Here is a 17824-nt window from a genome sequence, read left to right as displayed (position 1 = left end):
TGTCAGCGCCGTTGCTGCGGATCGCGACCGCTTGAGGGGCCTGGGCGGTTGCCTGCTCGATGAGCAGATGAGGGTGTATGGGCAGTGATGTCATCTGAAGCCTTCTACTGCGGCACGTCGGACGGTGCAGGCTGTGCGGGGGTGTCGAGCTGGTCTTGCGGCACGGCAGTGAGTTCCACTCGGCGGCCGTCCGGATCGATCAGGACGGCGCGCAGGCCCCACGGCCCTGACGTGGGCGGGAACTGGACTTGGGCTCCGGCCTCCTGTGCGGTTGCCGTAGCGAGGTGAACATCCGGCACGGCCATCCCCAGCCGCGTACCGTCGCCGGTGAAGTCGCCCCGAGAGGCCGCGCCGTGCAGTTCGAAGGTCAGGCCGTTGCGGCGCGCGGCGTAGTGCAGCGGTACGCGCTCATGAGTCTCCGGTTGGAAGAGGAAGCCGAGAGAGGTGTAGAACGACAGGCATTCTTCGAGGCGCTCGCATTTGAGTGCCAGGTAGTTGAACATCGGGTCAGTCACCCCTCTCTTCGTGGCGCCGGGTGATGGCGTCGGCCATGCGCGCCACCCGAGTCATCTCCCGTACGTCGTGTACGCGCACGATGTCGGCACCCTGCTGGATACCGATGGCGATGGTGGCCGCTGTCCCTTCGACCCGGTCGTGCACGGGCACGTCAAGGACATGCCCGATGAAGGCTTTGCGGGACGGCCCGTAGAGGATGGGCCGGTGGAGCCGTTTGAAGGCATGGATCGCCGCGCTCAGTTCCAGGTTCTGCTGGGTGTTCTTGCCGAGGCCGATACCGGGGTCGACGATCGTCTGCCGCCGAGGCAGGCCTGCACGGTCCGTCCGCTCGAGCAGCTCCTCCAGCCCGTTGACCACGTCGCTGACGACATCAGCGGTGTCCACGCCTCGGTAGGACCCTCCGAGTCTCGGGTCGTACACCGTCTGTCTGTGGTCCATGCGGTTGTGGGTGAGCACGGCTGCTGCCTGGTGCTCGACGAGGACGTCGAGCAGTCCTGGGTCTCTGGCGAGACCGCTGATGTCGTTGATGATGTCGGCGCCGTGCTCCAAGGCGACACGGGCTGGTAGCCGGCGTGAGGTGTCGACGGACAGCGGGACGGTGATCTCTTCGGCCCGCAGCGCGCTGACGGCAGCCGCGATGCGCTCCGCCTCGAGCTCGGCCGGCAGCTCCTCGCAGCCCGGACGTGTGCTCTCGGCCCCCAGGTCGAGCACGTCGGCACCGGCGGCGAGGAGTTCCCGGGCCCGCCTGACGACCGCTGTCGACAAGTTCTCGCCCGGGCCGAGCACGCCGTCTCCCGAGAAGGAGTCCTCGGTAATGTTCAGGATGCCCATGACATAGGTACGCGAGCCCCACTCGAAGAGGTGGCCGAGGCTCCGGGCCTGCACAGGCATCACAGCGTGTACTCCTTGGCGATGCCGAGCTCTTCCAGGAGGCGGCGCAGGGGGCCTGTGTCGCGCGGCAAGCTCGGTGCCGAGTTCACGGCCTCGGCAAGCTCTCCCTCTTCCACGTGGAGTTCGCCGACTGCGGCCACATTCGTCCATGGAGCGTGGTCGGAAGCCCGGAAAGCCGCGACACCGTCTCTGAGCGCTTCCTTCAGCAGTCCACGCTCGTCGGGGGCGAGCTCCCGGAAGAGGCCAATGGCCAGTTCCCGGAAGACCACGGCGTGTCCGCTTTCGTCCTGGCGGTGCAGTTCGACGGTCAAGCGGTTCATGGGTTGGATGGCGAAGTCCTGCGACACCGTGAGCAGAAAGGCGTTGATGGTCATTTCGGCGGCCAGCGCGTAGCCGAGGGTGACGAGGTCTGCCTCGGTGGCCGACAGTCCGGCCAGCCGGCCGCGCAGCGACCGCACGACGTGCCAAGAATCGGCCGGGAAGTGCAGGTGTTCCAGTTCCCGCCGACGGCGAGTGACACCTGCGGCATTCATGCACATCAGGATGTGGTGGTGCTCGTCGATGACGGTCTGGTGCATGGCTCGGCGCGCAGTCTCGTCGCGGCGGCCTGGTAGCCGGTTGCCCAGCAGCAGCCGGCAAGCCGGGAGGATCACTTCCTCCTCGACTGCGGTCGTCTTGGCGTTGTAGGCAACCCAGGCGGCAGACAGCATCCGGGATTTGGCCTGCTCGTCCGCAGCGGTGAACGACTCCAGTGCGGCCAGTGGCACGAGCCGCTCGGGGAAATCCGGCCGATGGGGGGCGAAGTGCTCGTCCAGGTCCAGCTCGTCACGCTTGACGGACACACGTTGGGACCAGCGACGGGTCAACTGGGACAGCAGGTCCCGTTCCACTCCCGCGACTGGTGGCTGACCAACTCCCGTTGGCATGAACCCCTCCCTCGTAGTTGTGGAGTGCCCCAACCGACGCCCGTACGTTCAGGGTTGATGCCTACCGGCGCCGACATCTCGTGCCGTTCAACCGGCGAGTTGCAGGCACTGCCCGATGCCCCGATCACCGTGCCGTTCGACGATGTCGCGGTGACCGTCGTACGGACTGGAACCGGACTTGCTGCCCAGGCCAGCCGCGGCGCCTGAAGGCGGCGACGCGCTTTCATACGGCTGGCGAAGCGCTCGGTACACACGGAGGGCGTGTGCCCTGCACGCCGGCGCTGCACAGCGCACAACGCTGTCCGCAAGGCCAGAGAGCTCCCACGCGCGGCCCTTGGAGTTCCGCGACCAGCAGGACGTCGCAAGGTTCTTCACGACGGAACCCGTCTCCGCGGTCGAGTGCTTCACGACGCTGGCCGAGCTGACCGCGCACAACGCTGGACGGCTCGGCAGGGTAGGTCAAGATGTGCGACGTCCTGCTGGCCGAGGCGGGCGACTCCGGCCACCGTCATGGATGGCCTCCAGCCCCAGTGGGCGCCCGACTCGTGCGGGGTCGATATGACGGACCGGTTCCGGGCCTACGCGGACCGGACACTGCGGGCGATCACTGTGACCGGGGCCGAGCTGCAGGGCGCCTGACCGAAGGCTCCGGGACGGAGCGGTCGGCCGTACGCGCGGCAAGCTACACGTGTAATCCGCTTTCATGACCACGGGCGGCCTATGTTTCTGTCCAGTAAGCCTGGCGTGAGCAGTTCGTCTGATGTTACACAGTTCCCCACCGGGTAACACGTGTAATTTCGCCATCCTCCTCCCTGCTCCGCGGCGTGCCCAGACACCCGCGCAAGCATGCGCGAAGTCCGTTTCATCCCCTGCTCAGAGGCGTCAAGCCCTCCTTCTGCCGAGGTGTCCCATGAAACAAGCCCCGCCCCGCTCGCCTTCCCCCTCCGAGAGCAGAACGAGCCGAGCCGCCCTGTGGCGGGTCAACGCCCTCGTATTCGCTGTCCTGCTTCTCGACGGGTACGACACGACGTCTCTGGGATTCGTAGCCCCCACAATGGCCAGGGAATGGGGTCTGACGCCGGCGGCGTTCGCGCCGCCCCTGGTCGTGACGAACATCGGAGTCGTCATCGGCTACCTGCTGTGCAGCAGTCTGGCAGCACGGTACGGGCGCCGAAACGTGATCATCGCCGGCACCGCGCTCTTCGCCGCCGGTTCGGCACTGACCGTTCTGGCCGGCGGCATCGGACAGCTCACGCTGATACGCCTGGTGACAGCGCTCGGACTGGGCGTGGTTCTCCCGACGTCCATCTCACTGGCCGCCGACCATGCCCCCAAGGCCCGCCGTGACGTCTTCACTGTCGGTGTCGCCCTGGCGCTCGGTGTCGGAGCAATGACCGGTGGGCTCCTCGGCGGACGCCTGATCGCCGGCTTCGGGTGGGAATCGGTGTTCTGGCTGGGCGCCTTGCTGCCCGTCGCGCTTCTCCCCGCTCTGTTCTGGGGGCTTCCGCGCGAGGATCAGATACCAACCGCCGGGGAGACTGCGGTCGGTCGCCCGAGCCCGAGGAAGGTTCGTGTTGCCGCCCTCTTCAACGGCGATTCAACCGTCAACACGGTGCTGCTGTGGGCTTTCGCATTCCTGGTGTTCACTGCGACCTTCGCCCTCCAGGCGTGGCTGCCTACGATCCTCACCACGAGTTACGGGCTGAGCCCCGAACAAGCGCCGATCGGTTCCGCGGTGCTCGGTATCGGCGGCGTAATCGGGGGCATCATCCTGATCCCCGTCGCGGCACGCATCGGGATTCCGCGGGCTCTCGCCGGAGCTGTCTTCGTCGGCGCCGCGTTCCTGATCGGCTCGAGCCAGATGCAGTCCGCGGGCGCCGGGCTGTTTCTCACTCTGGCCGGCGGCGGAGCGGGCATCACCGCTGGAGTGATCGGCCAGGCCGCCCTCGCCGTCACGATGTACGACCGTGCCGTTCAGACGACCGGCGTCGCGTGGGCTGCCGCACTCGGCCGGGCCGGTTCGGTGGTCGGTCCTGCGGCTGCCGGTGCCCTGATCGGCCTCGCCGTCGACGGCCGGCACATCCTCCTGCTCGCTGCCGCACCGGCGGCCCTGGCGGTGCTTGTCGCCATCGCGGCGGCTGCAAGAATTCGACGCCGTGTCAGCGAGCAGGGGACAAGCAGCTAATTGCCTGCCGCGGCTCCGTAGCTCGCCTTGATTTGGGCGGTGTACTCCTGCGCAGTCAGATACGGCTGGGTCAGCGCGACGAACATCCTCCCCTCGGCCTTGGTGCTGCCGATCAGGATCGGTACTTTGTTCCACTTTCCAGTTGCGATCGCCTGGGAGGGCTGGACAGGCAGCAGACGGTCGCCGACGGCGGGCCCGGACGTGGGGAGAGCGCGTGCGGCCCCCACGAGATCGGATCCGCGCGCGCCACGCAGGCATGCGGCGATCGCCCCCGCACCGTGACATCCCGCCTGTGCCGCGAAGGCGCGGCTCTCTCTCCGCCCGCGCTCGGTCGGGAGCTTGCAGCAGGGTGCACGGTCCGCTCTGCAGGATGGCCGGGGCGAACAGGCCGGTAGTACGGGGCGAGGCGAGCATGGCGCACACCGAGCCGCTGCCGGCGGACTGACCTGAGATGGTGATGTTGGCGGGATTCCCACCGAACGCCGTGATGTTCTTCCGTGTCCACTTCAATGCCGCGATCTGGTCCATCAGCCCCCAGGACCCGGACCGCAGCGCGTTGGCGTCGGTCAGCTCGGGCAGGTTCAGGTAACCGAGCTGTCCCAAGCGGTAGTTGATGGTGACGACAATGCTGTTCGTCGACTCGGCCATGGTGCGACCGCCGAACTGGGTTCCGGTGCCTTGGCTGTATGCCCCGCCGATTTAGCACCCACTCCCCGTGCTCCGCTAGGGGTGGCCACGGGGAATTGAGGGGGTGGGGCCGCGAGGAGAGTCGCGGTGAAGCCGGGTGCAGGCGCCATGGAAGCCTGGATCAGCGGATTCTGGCCGTCCGGACGCTGTCCGTCGCCGCTTTGGCGTGGTTCACTCTGGCGAAAAATATATTGCACTTGTGGCGGCGGCCAGGGGAGCGCAATACTCCCGGGTGCCACCGCGTTACTGCTCGTATCCGGAGCCGGTGATGCGGCCCGCCCCTGGCCTGCCTCGCCGCTGCGCCGATTCGGGCACCGTTCCCCACTGCCACCAGCCGCGCCCGCGCCGTGCACCGCTCCCACAAGGGGCCTCTGCGGCTGGGCCCCCGCCCCCGCGGCGATGGCCCTCGGGCGGCAGCCGCACCTCGCGCCCGTCTCGGGGTGGCCCCTGCGGGAAATCCGTCCCTCGCCGTGCTCCCCGCGCCCGACGCCCGGGGAGGTGACCGTGAAAGGCGTACCGTGCTGAACTCTTCCCCCGGAATCGACCTGCCCCCAAGACCCGCGAAGCCTCCTAGGCACCAGGTGCCCGCCGCCCCGCCCCGGGGCGCGCTCGCAGCGGGAGCGGTGCTCCTGCTGGGGGCCGTTCTGATCGGCCTCATGTTCCAGGAGGGGGTGGTGTCGTCGATCCAGGATCTTGACGATCGCTCGGCCCGGTGGGCGCAGGGCCCCCGGAGCGAGGCGGCTACGGACTTCGCCGGCATCCTCGACCGCCTTGGCGGCCCGTTGGGGCTGATCTTCCCCCTCGCGCTGATGGGATGCCTCTGCGTCTACGGTCGGTGGCGGTCGGGGCTGTTCGTGTTTGTGGCCTGCGTGGTCGCGAACGTACTCGTCGTCCTGCCTCTCAAGGCCATGGTTGACCGGCCGAGGCCGCCGCAGCCCTTGGTCCTGGTCAACGACGGGTCGTACCCCTCCGGCCAGGTGTTCACCGCCGTGGTTCTCGTGACGGTGATTGCCGTGGTGCTTTTCCGGCCGGTTGTACGACGCTGGTGGTGGGTGTTCGGGGTCCTGTACGTCGCGGCCATGATGTGGAGCCGCGTCTGGCTGCACGCCCAGTGGCTCAGCGACACGGTCGCCGGAGCCATGGCCGGTATCGGTACCTGCCTGTTGTTGTGGCGGGCTTTCGCGCCCCTGCTGGAACGCGAGGCAGTACGTGCCGCCGCCAACCGGTTGCTGTAGGTGCCGCCGAGGTCGGCGCGTCACGCATGCAGAAACATTGACGGGCGTCAAACCTGCGGCACAATTGTGTTGAGTCGTCGCCCCCGCGCCGCGAGGCCGGCCGAAACGGCGGCGAGTGAGGAAGGGAAGCTCATGACTATCTCTGATGGCCGGGTTCCGCCCGTGGTCGACCTGCGGGCAGGGCGGCTGCGAGGCACCGTCGACGGCGGGGTCGCCGTTTTCAAGGGAGTGCCGTACGCCGCACCTCCGGTCGGAGCTCTCAGATGGCGCCCGGCGCAGCCGCACCCGGGCTGGAGCGGTACCCGGGACGCCACCGCTTGCGGTCCGAGCGCGCCGCAGATGTTCATGGAAGGCGGCGACCCCGTGATGGGTGGCCACGGGTCGCCGCCGTTCGACGACGACTGCCTGACTCTGAACGTATGGACACCCGCCGCGGACGACGGCCGCCGTCCGGTGCTCGTCTGGATTCACGGCGGAGGCTTCGTATCGGGCTCGGGTTCGCTGCCCAACTACTCGGGGGAGGCCTTCGCTCGCGACGGCGACCTCGTCGTGGTGAGCATCAACTACCGGCTCGGGCCGCTGGGATACCTGTACTTCGATGGCGAGGGGGAAGGCCCCGAGCCTGGGAACTTCTGGCTCACTGACCAGATGGCGGCGCTGCGGTGGGTGCGTGACAACATCGAGCGCTTCGGTGGGGACCCGGCGGCCATCACGGTGGCCGGCCAGTCGGGTGGGGCGATCTCGACCGCCGCACTGGCGGGCCACCCCGAATCCCAGGGCCTGTTCCAGCGCGTCATTCTGCAGAGCCCGCCCCTGGGGCTGCACATCCCGACCCCGGCCGAGTACCTGGAGCGAACAGACGCCTATCTGGAGATCGCGGGCGCCAAGAACGCCACCGAGCTCAGGGAGCTGCCCTGGCCGAAGCTGATCGAGGCGGCCGGAGGGCTGTTCGCGCGCACCATGCGATGGGGCTCTTGGCCCACCCCGTTCCTTCCCGTACGCGATGGCGTGACAATGCTCGAGCACCCCGCCGAGACACTGCTCCATGGCGCGGCCGCCGATCTGGACGTGATGATCGGCTGGACCCGGGAAGAGGCCACCTTCGGCTTCGCCCTGGACAAGGGGTACGACGCGGCGACGCGAGACCAGGTGCTCGCCAGGATCGCGGAGACCTTCGGCGAGGACGAGGCCTCCGAGGTATACGACGCCTATGCGCGAACCCGCCCCGGCTCCCGCCCCGTCGATGTGCTCATGGATCTGATCACTGACGAGCTGTTCCGAGTGCCCTGCGTGGAACTGGCCGAGGCACGGGCGGGCACGGGGAGGCCGGTGTGGGCGTACCAGTTCGACCTGCCGACGCCGTCGCACGGCGGCAGGCTCGCCGCGGCGCATTGCCTGGAACTGCCCTTCGTTTTCAGCAACTTCGGCAACTGGGCTCACGCACCCTTCCTTGAAGGGCTGGATCCCGCGGTCTGCGACGGGTTGGCCCACAGCATGCACGAGTCATGGATCGCCTTCGTTCGCACCGGTGATCCCAACCACCAGGACCTGCCGAACTGGGAGCGATACGAGGCGGACTCGCGGCAAACCATGCGCTTCGACTCGGTGGTGACCGCCGTGGGAGACCTGGCCGGACACTCGCGCCTTCTGCACAGCAGGCTGCACGCGCGAAGGTAAAGCCGCGCGTGAGGTGTCTCGCGGGCGCATCAACCCGTGAACTTCGTCTGTTACACGTGTAATCTGATGGGGTGGTCGCCGCGTGGGCGTGACGACCACCCCAGATCCCGGGCGCCGAGGGGAGCGCCCGGGACCGACCTGCTCGGGGGAGCCGGCCGGCGCTTGCCCAGGTCGACAGCCCGCTCCGGCGAATGCCTCGCATCCACAAGCCGGCCTCCTGGCGAAGGCTGACGCTCCATGAAACGGAACAGGTACTCCATGTCACAGATCCCGGCGGTTCGGCCGCGTACGCTCACCGCCCCCGACGGCACGGCCTTCCGCGACCTGAACGGCAACGGCGTCATGGAGCCTTACGAGAACCCTCGTCTCCCGGTCGCCGAGCGCGTCGCCGACCTGCTTCAGCGCATGACGCCGGAGGAGAAGGCGGGCTTGCTCTTCCAGACCATGATCACCATCAACGCCGACGGAACTCTGGTGGAACCAGAACCCGGCGCTCCGACCGACGACCCCATGCGCGCCTCCACCTCCGCCATGGTGACCGGCAAGCTCATGAACCACTTCAACCTGTTCGGCGCGGCAGCCCCAAGACGCATGGCCGAGTGGAACAACCGGCTTCAGGACCTGGCCGCGACGACACGCCTGGGCATCCCGGTGACGATCTCCACCGACCCCCGCAACGGCTTCGTGGACAACCCGGCCGCCGGCGTGCACACCGAAGGGTTCTCGCTGTGGCCGGAACCTCCAGGCCTCGCCGCCATCGGTGACGAGGACCTGGTTCTCGAGCACGCCGGCATCGTCCGCCGCGAGTACCTCGCGGTCGGCATCCGGCTGGCCCTGGGGCCCATGGCCGACCTCGCCACCGAACCCCGCTGGCCGCGCGTCCTGGGGACCTTCGGCTCGGACGCGAAGACGAGCGCCCGCCTGGTCGCCGCGTACATCCGTGGCCTCCAGGGCGAGACTCTCGGCGTCGGCAGCGTCGCCGCGATGACCAAGCACTTCCCCGGCGCCGGCCCCCAGATGAACGGCGAGGACGCGCACTTCGCCTACGGCCGCGAACAGGTCTACCCCGGCGACAACTTCGACCATCACCTGATCCCCTTCGAAGCCGCCTTCGCAGCCGGGACCTCGCAGATCATGCCGTACTACGCCATGCCGATCGGAACACACCACGAGGAGATCGGCTTCGGCTTCAACAAGGGCATCATCACCGGCCTGTTGCGCGGAAAGTACGGCTTCGACGGCATCGTCTGCACCGACTGGGGCCTGGTGACCGACACCGAGATCTTCGGAGCGCCCTTCCCCGCCCGCGCCTGGGGAGCCGAACACCTTGACCGACTCACCCGAGTCGAACGCATCCTCGACGCCGGAGCCGACCAGCTCGGCGGCGAGGCTGCCCCGAACCTGGTGCTGGAACTACTGTGCACCGGACGGGTGACGTCCGAGAGAATCGACGCCTCGGTGGCACGTCTCCTGCGGGAGAAGTTCGTCCTCGGCCTCTTCGAGGACCCGTACGCGAACCCCGACACCGCGGCCGAAGTCTGCGGAAGCGCCGAGTTCACCAAGGCGGGACTCGCCGCGCAGAGCCGCTCCGTCACTGTGCTGAAGGACCGGCCGGACAACGCCCCGGCGCCCCGACTCCCTCTCACAGGCGATGTACGCGTGTACGTCGAGGGAATCGACCCGGACGTCGCCACGCGGTACGCGACGGTCGTCGCGACGCCGCAAGAAGCCGACGTGGCGATCCTGCGCATCGCCGCGCCTTACGACAAACGACGGACCACGGGGGTTCGAGTCGTTCTTCCGGGCAGGCCGCCTCGACTTCACCGAAGAGGAACTGCGTCCCGTACTCGACATCGCCGCCGCCGTTCCCACGGTCGTGGACATCTTCCTCGACCGCCCGGCGGTCATACCGCGGATCGCCGAGCACGCGGCGGCGCTCGTGGCCAATTACGGCGCCTCGGACACCGCGCTGCTGAACGTTCTCTTCGGTCTCTCAGCGGCCGAAGGACGCCTGCCGTTCGAACTGCCCCGCTCGATGCGGAGCGTCGAGTCAAGTCAGGAAGACGTACCCAACGACTCCGGGGACCCGCTCTTCCCCTATGGCCACGGCCTTCGTCTGGGCTGACCTCAGCCCCCAGCGGGAGGGTGGCAGCTGCCTCGCCGCAGCCGCCACCCTCCATGTGCGAACGGCGGCCTGCGCCGAGTCCTTGATGCCGCACCCGCAACAGCCGTTACCAACCGGACAAAGAGTTCCACCAGCCCCACCGCTGCGGACCAGGACCGTCATCGGTACCCGGGTCCTCCCGCCGTCTGTCCGGTACGTCCATCACGTCAAGGGCGAACCCGGCGACCCCAGCGGCGCCACGCGGCCTGCGCCCGGGCGCGCTGAAAACCGCCGGCAGCCCCGCGGGAGCCGCGCCCCACAACGAGGGCTGCCACTCCAGGGCCGCATCCGGCACGCCAGGGCGGATGTCGATCAGCCGACGCAGCAGGACATCCACCGCGGTCTCGACGATCAATCGCGCCGCGTCCTTGGCGGGACAGGCATGCACCCCAGTGCCCCAGGCGAGGTGCGCACGATTGCCCAGTGTCCCGGCCTCTTGGACGCCCGGGTCGGTGTTGGCGGCGGCAAGGCAGGGAATCAGCAGATCACCCGCTCGAATCCGGCGCCCCGCGAGGGTGACATCGTTCCGCGCCCAGCGTCCGGCCATGTTGGTCATGGGGGAGCCGGCCCACAGTGCTCGGTCGGCAGCCTCGGAAACACTCGTCCGACCCGTGTCCAACGCGGTGCTCAGACGTGCGTCGCTCAGCAGCAATCTCATGATGCCGCTGATCCAGTTCACAGTGCTCGGCACGCCCGCGCGCAGGAACAGTGCCAGATTGTGCGCTACCTCCGCATCCGACAGGCGGGCCGGGTGCGCCAAGAGCCAGGACGTAAGGTCAGGGCCCGGTTCCTGCGCTTTCACCGCGACCAGATGCCGCAGCATCTGCATCAACTCAGCCTCCGCACAAGCCGCTTCGTCGGCACTTGCGACGATACAACCGGCCAGCTCGACCACCTTCCCCGTCCAGGATTCCTCGAGCCCCAGCAACTGACCGAGGACGGACCACACCAGGGGGCGTCCGTACTGTGCCACAAGGTCAGCACCGCTGTGCGTCGCCCATTCGTCCACCAGTGACTCGGCGTGCTCTCTGACGACCGCACCCAGACGCCGCAGGTCGACACGGCCGAGCGTCTCCGCCACAGCCTGCCGCTGACGGCGGTGTGCCGCATCGTCGAGGCGGTCCAGAGCCGGGCGCCACCCCAGAATCGCGAGCAGGGGAGAGTCCTCGGGGAGCAGGCCGTCGGTGAGCGCGGTCCAGCCGCGGGGATCGCTGGAGAAGGCGCGGTCGTTCCATACGAGGTCGAGAACCTCCTGGTAGCCCATCACGAACCAGGCAGCGATTCCCGGGGCGATCTCGACCGGCGCGACGGCTCCCCAGCGCCCGCGCAGCGCCTCGTACAGATCGTGCGGGTCCTGGGCCAGGGCGGCGCCGTGGACAGGGACGGGCCCGTGCGCGTACGGGCATCGGGATGCGGGGCTGCGCGGCTCCATCAGGCTCCTTCGAAGTGCGACTCGGTAACGCTCGGGCCTGTCTCAAAGAGGACTCCGCCGCCGACGGAACAGCGGAAACAGCGCCGGCGGTGGCCAGGCCTCGCCCGCCGACGCGCCAGTAACGCGTGTAACCTGGGGAGTAAGCGGTCAGCAGGCCGAAAGGAGCGGAGAAGGACGTCATGGCCCAAGACGCACGTGCCCAAGCCTCGATCACCAGCGCGGACGTTGCGCGCCTGGCCGGGGTGTCCCGGGCCACCGTGTCCTTCGTGCTCAACGACACCCAAGGACACCGGGTCAGCGAGAGCACCAAAGCCCGAGTGCTTTCCGCGGCCAAGGACCTCGGCTACGTGCCGCACGCGGCCGCCCGTTCCCTGCGCGCGGGGCGGAGCAACCTGGTCCTGATGCCCGCGTCGATCTCCGCGATCGGCCGTCTGGTCAGCGACTGGGTGGACGAACTGCACAGCGAACTCGACCGGCACGGATACACCACCGTCCTGCACGCCGGCCGCTTCCCCGACCCGGTCAGCGCTGCTCGCCAGTGGGCCGAGCTTCGACCCGCGGCGGTGCTCGCCCTGGACGGCGACAGGCTCACCACCCAAGCGGCTGAGATCCTGCGCCGCGCCGGCGTTCGTGGACTCCTCGCCTTCGCGTCTCGCCCGATGGAAGGCATCCACACGGTGGCGTTCGACCACGCCGACATCGGCGCGGCCGCCGCTGGCCACCTCATCGAGCGCGGACGGAGCCGAATCGGCGTGGTCATGCCGCGGGAGCGGGGGCTCGACGCCTTCGCCCGGCCGAGGCTGGCCGGTGCCCAGGGCGTCGCCGCCCAGCACATGGCCACCGTCACACCGCTGGAACTCGCCTACACCCGCGAGTCCGCCGAGGCGTTGGCCAAGCGCTGGAGGACCCTGGACCTGGACTCGGTATTTGCCTTCAACGACGAGTACGCGGCCCTCCTGATGCATGCCCTGCAGGCGGAGGGCATCACCATTCCGGAAGAGGTGGCCATCGTCGGCTCCGACGACCTCGTGCTCTCCGCCCTGCAGCAGCCGCCACTGACCACGGTTCGACTGGACCTGCCGTCGGCGGCGTTCATCGCGGACACCCTGCACGAATTGATCGAGGAAGAGACAGCGCCGCCGGTGCCCGGCATGGAGGCCGTGCTGGTCCACCGCCGGACCTCCTGAGACCGGGAGCCGGAGGCGAGCGGCTGATTCCGCGTCCATCGCTGCCGGCCTAGTCCTCCCGGGCCAGCTTGTGCCGGAAGAACCACCAGGAGAGCAGAGCCGTGCCCGCTCCGGCCGCTGCGCCGGCGACGGTGTCACTGACCCAGTGAGCGTGCAGCCATGTACGGCTCCACATCATCGCCAGGGTGAACAGCACGCCCCCGATCCACCACGCGCGTCGGTAGGCCAAAGGGACCAGGATGGCGCCGATCATCACCACCAGCATGGCTGCCCCGGCAGCGTGCCCGGAGGGAAAGGAGCCGTGGTCGACCCGGACCATCGGGTTCTCCGGGCGGGGACGGTTCACCAGGTACTTGAGGACTTGTACGACCAGCATGCCTCCGCCCAGGTAGGTGGCAAGAAGGTAGAAGACGGACCACCTGCGTCTTCGCATGATCAGGAAGACCAGGAGACCGACGGGCACGACGACCCCCAGCGGCCCGCCGAACCAGTCCAGGACGGCCGCCACGGCGGCGTAGATCCCGTCATGGGGGCCTCCCATCCAGCCCAGCCAGCGCTCGTCCAGTCCCTGGAAGGGCGGCTGTGCGGTGTCCGAATGAACGACGACCCCCAGCAGGGCGGTGACGAGGATGAAGAAGATCCCCAGACGAGGCACGCCGGCCCCGGGAAGAGCGGGCGTGGACCGGCGATGTGTGGCGGCCACCGGAGTGTCAGGTGCGGCCACCGGAGTGTGGGACATGAGAACCTCTCGCGGCCGCGAATGCCCGCGGCCCGGATCTGAGTAACGGGGGACTCGGAACACGAGTCCGAGCGCGGCGGTGGGGGCGCGACAGAGCGGCGCACCCCCACCGCGCGACGGGCGGCAGGTGCCTGTCAGGCGTCGAGGTGACGAGCCAGGAAGGCGACACCCTCGGTGACGATCGGGGTGACGTCCGGGGCGCCGATGAAGATGTGGTCGGCACCGTCCACGGGCTGGAGCGTGACGTCGCCGTCCACCGCCCGGAGCGCCTTGGCCAGCGCCTCACTCTGGCTGTACGGGACGAGAGCGTCCTGAGTGCCGTGAACCAGAAGGAACGGTGGCGGAGTTGACCCTTGCGCGTACGTGACAGGGCTGGCGATCCGCGCCAGCTCCGGCCGCTCCTCGACGGTCCCGCCCAGGAGTGCGGCGTACGGATCGGGGAATTCGACGCCCGGTGGCATCGGGGGCATGGGGTGCGAGAGCAGGGCGCCGACCTCGGAGACCCCGTACCAGTCCACGACCGCCTGTACGGCCGAGTGCCCCTCGCGCACGCCCTCGGCGCCTTCGAGGGCTTGGCCGTTCGGGCTTCCTGGTGTCACGAGCGCGGCGAGTGCGGCGAGATGACCACCCGCCGACTCCCCCCAGACGCCGATGCGCTCGGGGTCGATGCCGAAGGCGCCGGCGTACTGGCGGACATAGCGGATGGCCGCCTTCACGTCGTGGAGCTGGGCCGGGAAGGGGGCCTCGAGACTGTGCCGGTAGTCGATGCACACGAGAGCGAGTCCAGCTCCGAGGACGGAGCCGTGGAGCAAGGTGACGGGGACGGTGGGCGGCGGGTAGCGCCGGTCACCGTCGAGCCACCCTCCACCGTGGATCCAGACGACCGCCGGAACCGGAGCGTCCCCCGGTGGTACGTGGACGTCGAGCAGGCGGGGCCGGTAGCCGGGAGTCGTCGCGTAGGTGATCGCCTCGAAGCGGCGTACGCCGTCCTCGGCTACTACGGGGGGCTCGGGAGCCCGGTAGGGCGGCGGAGGCCACGCCTGGTCGAGGTCGACCGGAGGAGATTGCGTCATGGCAGCCCTTTCCTATCGGTTGGGAGGCAGGAGACGGAGTAGTACGAGAGCGCTCAAGCCGAGGAGCCGGTAGCCCTGCAGGCCTTGGCAAACATCAACTTCAGGGCATTTGTCCGAAATGCTTGCGCTTTCCCGTGGGAGATGCTTAGCATGTTACACGTGTAACAACAACCTGGCGACGCCTCATCCGCCCCTCATCGCTCGATATGGCCGGTTTCATTCGAACTTGGTTACACGAGCAATCTGGCGGTCGTTGCCCTCCTGCTCGGGAGCTCTTCATGCTCACTGCTGCTGTGGTGCACACCCGCCCGTCCTCGGGCCGGCGCACCTTCACTCACTGGTCGTCCAGTCCGACCGCCGCCGCTGTCCCGCTGATCCGGGCTCGGGTTCGTGCCGTCCTCGAAGGGTGGCGGATCTCCGCCGATCTTTCCGACGCCCTGCTGTTGGCTGTCAGTGAGCTGACGACCAACGTGGTGCGGCATGCCGCATCGGTGACCGACAGGCTGCGCGTCACCGTGGCCTTCGGGGAGGGGTGGCTCCGGCTCGATGTGGCTGACGGGGATTCGTCGCTGCCGCACGTCGGCCCGGTCGACCTGGAGGCCGAGTGCGGCCGCGGGCTCGCGATCGTCGGCCTTCTGGCCGCGGAGGCGGGTGGCGAGGTGTCCGTAGTCGCCGGCCTGCGCGGCAAGGCCGTCCGGGTGTGCCTCCCGACGGGCTGAGCCGGCGCGGCGCAACGCACCGTTAACAAAACTGAGTGTCGCGAAATATTGACGACCGGAATATTAGCGAGATACTGGCTCCACTCTCCCTGCTGCCCCGAGACTGAGGTGCCGCCCCATGGAGCTCTCCCCGTCTGCCCATGTCGATTCCTTCTGCCGTGATCGACTCCCGCCCTTCCCTCTCTGGCCCGAACTGCACTTCGATCTACCGGAGTTGCGCTACCCGGACCGCCTCAACGCGGCCCAGCACCTACTCGACGACGCTGTCGAACGCTGGGGGCCCGACCGTGACTGCCTGCTGACTCCCACGGAGCGGTGGACTTACGGCGACCTGTTGACCCGAGCCAACCAGGTCGCCCAGGTGCTGACCCAGGACTTCGGGCTCCGTCCCGGCAACCGCGTCCTGCTGCGCGGACCCAACAACCCCTGGCTGGTCGCTGCCTGGTTCGGTGTGCTCAAGGCCGGCGGCGTCGCCGTCACCACCATGCCGCTGCTGCGTGCGGTGGAGCTCGCCGACCTCTGCGACATCGCCCGGCCGACTGTTGCCGTATGCGACCACCGTTACCTCGACGAACTTGCCGCCGCCGACACACCAGGCCTCGCTGTCGTCTCATACGGCGACACCGCCGCGGAAGCGGATCTCACCGCGCGCTGCGCCACCAAGGACGGACGGTTCACCAACGTCGACACGGCGGCCGACGATGTGGCGCTGATCGCCTTCACATCGGGAACGACCGGTCGGCCGAAGGCGACCATGCACTTCCATCGCGATGTGCTGGCCAACGCCGACACCTTTTCCCGCCACGTCCTCAAGCCGCGGCAGGACGACATATTCACCGGCACGCCTCCACTGGCCTTCACCTTCGGCCTCGGCGGACTCGTGGTCTTTCCGCTGCACGTGGGCGCGGCGACACTGCTGATTGAGCAGGCCGCTCCGCAACAGCTCGCCGATCTGGTGGCAGAACACGGTGTCACCGTTCTCTTCACCGCACCGACCGCCTACCGGGCGATCATGTCTGCCGGCGCGGTGGGCCGGCTGGCCGGACTGCGCCGCTGCGTATCGGCCGGTGAGGCGCTTCCGGCAGCGGTGTGGGAGGAATTCCATGCCGCCACGGGATTGCGCATCATCGACGGCATCGGTGCCACCGAGATGCTGCACGTGTTCATTTCCGCCGCTGACCAGGACATACGGCCCGGCTCCACGGGGAGGCCTGTCCCCGGGTACCGGGCACGTGTGGTGGACGATGAAGGCCGGCCCGTCCCCGACGGGCAGCCCGGCCTTCTCGCGGTAACCGGCCCCACCGGCTGCCGGTACATGCGGGACCCGCGCCAGACCACGTACGTCAGAGGCGGCTGGAACATCACGGGCGACACCTACATCCGGGATGCGGATGGGTACTTCTGGTACGTGGCCCGCAGCGACGACATGATCGTCTCCTCCGGGTACAACATCGCCGGACCAGAGGTGGAGAAGGCACTCGCCGCGCACCCCCACGTCGAAGAATGCGCCGTCGTCGGCGCGCCGGACAGCGAGCGCGGGATGCTCGTCAAGGCGTACGTGGTCCTCCGGGCCGGCGTCGCCGCCGACGAGGCCACCGTCACGGAACTCAAGAACCACGTCAAGCAGTCGATCGCGCCTTACAAGTACCCGCGCGCCATCGAGTTCGTCCCGGAACTCCCGCGTACCAGCAACGGGAAGCTCCAGCGCGGCGAACTGCGCAAGCGAGCCCACTCCGAGGCCGGCCAGAGCCCCCTGGCGCTCTGATGCGACGCAGTCCATCCCCGTGTTGTCACCACTCACGGCTGCCTGAAAGGCATCACCATGACAACTACTCCCGGCCCGCGGCAGGGCACTTCACCGACGGACAGCTGCGCGGCCGGATGCGCTGAAGTCCAGGATCACCAGCTGCCCAGCGTCGTCGTCGAAAGCCGCGTGGAGTGGCAGGACACCGACGCGGCCGGTCACTACCACCACTCCACAGTGGTGCGCTGGGCCGAAGCTGCCGAAGCGGCCCTGCTGCGGCGCCTGGGGCTGGCGCATCTCTTCGGCAGCACCCCCCGCGTCCACTTCGAGGTCGACTACCGGGCCCGCCTGTGGTTCGGCGAGAGGGTGCTTACCGAAATCCGGGTCACCAAGGTCGGCAACAGCTCCCTGCACTACGCCTTCACCGTGAGGGGCGAAGGAGCGGAAGTCGCCGCCGCCGGGCGCATGGTGATCGCCCACTCCGCCCCCCGTGCCACAGGAACCACCCCCTGGCCGGACGACGTGCGGGAGGTCCTCACGAAGGCCGGTCCGCAGGCCCCCGAGCTGTTCGCATGACCCACGCCACACACCTGATGCATATGTTGCTCTCTTGACGGTCGTCGAAAGAACGGCATATGTTGTTGTTCAG

Annotated in this window: 16 protein-coding genes and 2 pseudogenes; 10 read left to right on the top strand and 8 right to left on the bottom strand. The window is 68.5% G+C overall.

What is annotated here, in order from left to right:
* Positions 1 to 104 precede the first annotated feature (104 nt).
* From AC1P0E_RS03710 to AC1P0E_RS03700, 3 genes are read right to left on the bottom strand one after another with little or no spacing between them, the layout of a single operon-like run.
* Positions 105 to 515: a VOC family protein gene (locus AC1P0E_RS03710; RefSeq protein WP_482740714.1), complete on the bottom strand. Its 411-nt coding sequence runs from the start codon at positions 513 to 515 to the stop codon at positions 105 to 107.
* Positions 508 to 1407, bottom strand: a complete 900-nt coding sequence (gene folP, locus AC1P0E_RS03705) for a dihydropteroate synthase (protein WP_482740713.1) — start codon at positions 1405 to 1407, stop codon at positions 508 to 510. Before folP ends, AC1P0E_RS03710 begins: the two co-directional genes overlap by 8 nt.
* Entirely contained in the window at positions 1407 to 2333 is a 927-nt protein-coding gene (locus AC1P0E_RS03700) for a diiron oxygenase (RefSeq protein WP_482740712.1), read from the bottom strand. The genes folP and AC1P0E_RS03700 overlap by 1 nt, the downstream gene beginning before the upstream one ends.
* Before the next feature lie 57 nt (positions 2334 to 2390).
* On the opposite strand from AC1P0E_RS03700, the gene AC1P0E_RS03695 reads away from it, so the two are divergent.
* Both AC1P0E_RS03695 and AC1P0E_RS03690 read left to right on the top strand, forming a co-directional pair.
* On the top strand, positions 2391 to 2540 hold the full coding sequence (locus AC1P0E_RS03695; protein ID WP_482740711.1) for a hypothetical protein: 150 nt from the start codon (positions 2391 to 2393) through the stop codon (positions 2538 to 2540).
* A 703-nt stretch (positions 2541 to 3243) separates the two neighbouring features.
* The gene (locus AC1P0E_RS03690; protein ID WP_482740710.1) at positions 3244 to 4518 is read left to right on the top strand and encodes an MFS transporter; all 1275 of its coding nucleotides are present in this window, start codon (positions 3244 to 3246) and stop codon (positions 4516 to 4518) included.
* Here AC1P0E_RS03690 and AC1P0E_RS03685 read toward each other — a convergent pair.
* Together AC1P0E_RS03685 and AC1P0E_RS03680 are read right to left on the bottom strand one after the other, a co-directional pair.
* The gene (locus AC1P0E_RS03685; RefSeq protein ID WP_482740709.1) at positions 4515 to 4994 is read right to left on the bottom strand and encodes a carboxylesterase family protein; all 480 of its coding nucleotides are present in this window, start codon (positions 4992 to 4994) and stop codon (positions 4515 to 4517) included. The genes AC1P0E_RS03690 and AC1P0E_RS03685 overlap by 4 nt on opposite strands.
* Positions 4879 to 5217, bottom strand: a pseudogene (locus tag AC1P0E_RS03680) (carboxylesterase family protein); the annotation flags it as partial. The gene AC1P0E_RS03685 and the pseudogene AC1P0E_RS03680, both read right to left, overlap by 116 nt.
* A gap of 506 nt (positions 5218 to 5723) precedes the next feature.
* Here AC1P0E_RS03680 and AC1P0E_RS03675 point away from each other — a divergent pair.
* The 4 genes and pseudogenes from AC1P0E_RS03675 to AC1P0E_RS03660 all read left to right on the top strand — a co-directional run bounded on the left by AC1P0E_RS03675 (position 5724) and on the right by AC1P0E_RS03660 (position 10242).
* Positions 5724 to 6440, top strand: a complete 717-nt coding sequence (locus tag AC1P0E_RS03675; RefSeq protein ID WP_482740708.1) for a phosphatase PAP2 family protein — start codon at positions 5724 to 5726, stop codon at positions 6438 to 6440.
* Between the two features lie 132 nt (positions 6441 to 6572).
* Positions 6573 to 8117 (top strand): carboxylesterase/lipase family protein, encoded by a 1545-nt coding sequence (locus tag AC1P0E_RS03670; RefSeq protein WP_482740707.1) that lies wholly within the window; start codon positions 6573 to 6575, stop codon positions 8115 to 8117.
* A gap of 237 nt (positions 8118 to 8354) precedes the next feature.
* Positions 8355 to 9533 (top strand): annotated as a pseudogene (locus AC1P0E_RS03665) (glycoside hydrolase family 3 protein); the annotation flags it as partial.
* Between the two features lie 235 nt (positions 9534 to 9768).
* Positions 9769 to 10242, top strand: coding sequence for a glycoside hydrolase family 3 C-terminal domain-containing protein (locus AC1P0E_RS03660; protein WP_482745638.1), 474 nt, complete (start codon positions 9769 to 9771; stop codon positions 10240 to 10242).
* A gap of 106 nt (positions 10243 to 10348) precedes the next feature.
* Here the strand turns inward: AC1P0E_RS03660 and AC1P0E_RS03655 are convergent, their stop codons facing one another.
* Positions 10349 to 11713 (bottom strand): cytochrome P450 family protein, encoded by a 1365-nt coding sequence (locus tag AC1P0E_RS03655; protein WP_482740706.1) that lies wholly within the window; start codon positions 11711 to 11713, stop codon positions 10349 to 10351.
* A gap of 179 nt (positions 11714 to 11892) precedes the next feature.
* On the opposite strand from AC1P0E_RS03655, the gene AC1P0E_RS03650 reads away from it, so the two are divergent.
* Entirely contained in the window at positions 11893 to 12900 is a 1008-nt protein-coding gene (locus AC1P0E_RS03650) for a LacI family DNA-binding transcriptional regulator (protein ID WP_482740705.1), read from the top strand.
* 49 nt (positions 12901 to 12949) lie between these two features.
* On the opposite strand, the gene AC1P0E_RS03645 is transcribed toward AC1P0E_RS03650, so the two are convergent.
* Positions 12950 to 13555 (bottom strand): phosphatase PAP2 family protein, encoded by a 606-nt coding sequence (locus tag AC1P0E_RS03645; RefSeq protein WP_482740704.1) that lies wholly within the window; start codon positions 13553 to 13555, stop codon positions 12950 to 12952.
* 218 nt (positions 13556 to 13773) lie between these two features.
* Positions 13774 to 14712: an alpha/beta hydrolase fold domain-containing protein gene (locus AC1P0E_RS03640; RefSeq protein WP_482740703.1), complete on the bottom strand. Its 939-nt coding sequence runs from the start codon at positions 14710 to 14712 to the stop codon at positions 13774 to 13776.
* 278 nt (positions 14713 to 14990) lie between these two features.
* Between AC1P0E_RS03640 and AC1P0E_RS03635 the strand changes: the two genes are divergently transcribed.
* From AC1P0E_RS03635 to AC1P0E_RS03625, 3 genes are all read left to right on the top strand, one after another.
* Entirely contained in the window at positions 14991 to 15431 is a 441-nt protein-coding gene (locus tag AC1P0E_RS03635; RefSeq protein WP_482740702.1) for an ATP-binding protein, read from the top strand.
* A 118-nt stretch (positions 15432 to 15549) separates the two neighbouring features.
* Positions 15550 to 17196, top strand: a complete 1647-nt coding sequence (locus tag AC1P0E_RS03630) for a benzoate-CoA ligase family protein (RefSeq protein ID WP_482740701.1) — start codon at positions 15550 to 15552, stop codon at positions 17194 to 17196.
* A gap of 57 nt (positions 17197 to 17253) precedes the next feature.
* Complete coding sequence (locus tag AC1P0E_RS03625; RefSeq protein WP_482740700.1) at positions 17254 to 17751, top strand: acyl-CoA thioesterase; 498 nt, start codon at positions 17254 to 17256, stop codon at positions 17749 to 17751.
* The last annotated feature ends 73 nt before the right edge of the window (positions 17752 to 17824 follow it).

It is taken from the genome of Streptomyces sp. TRD_SC_5 (assembly GCF_056836825.1).
The sequence above is the reverse complement of the archived record's forward strand: the minus strand, read 5'-3'. Positions and strand labels throughout refer to the sequence as shown.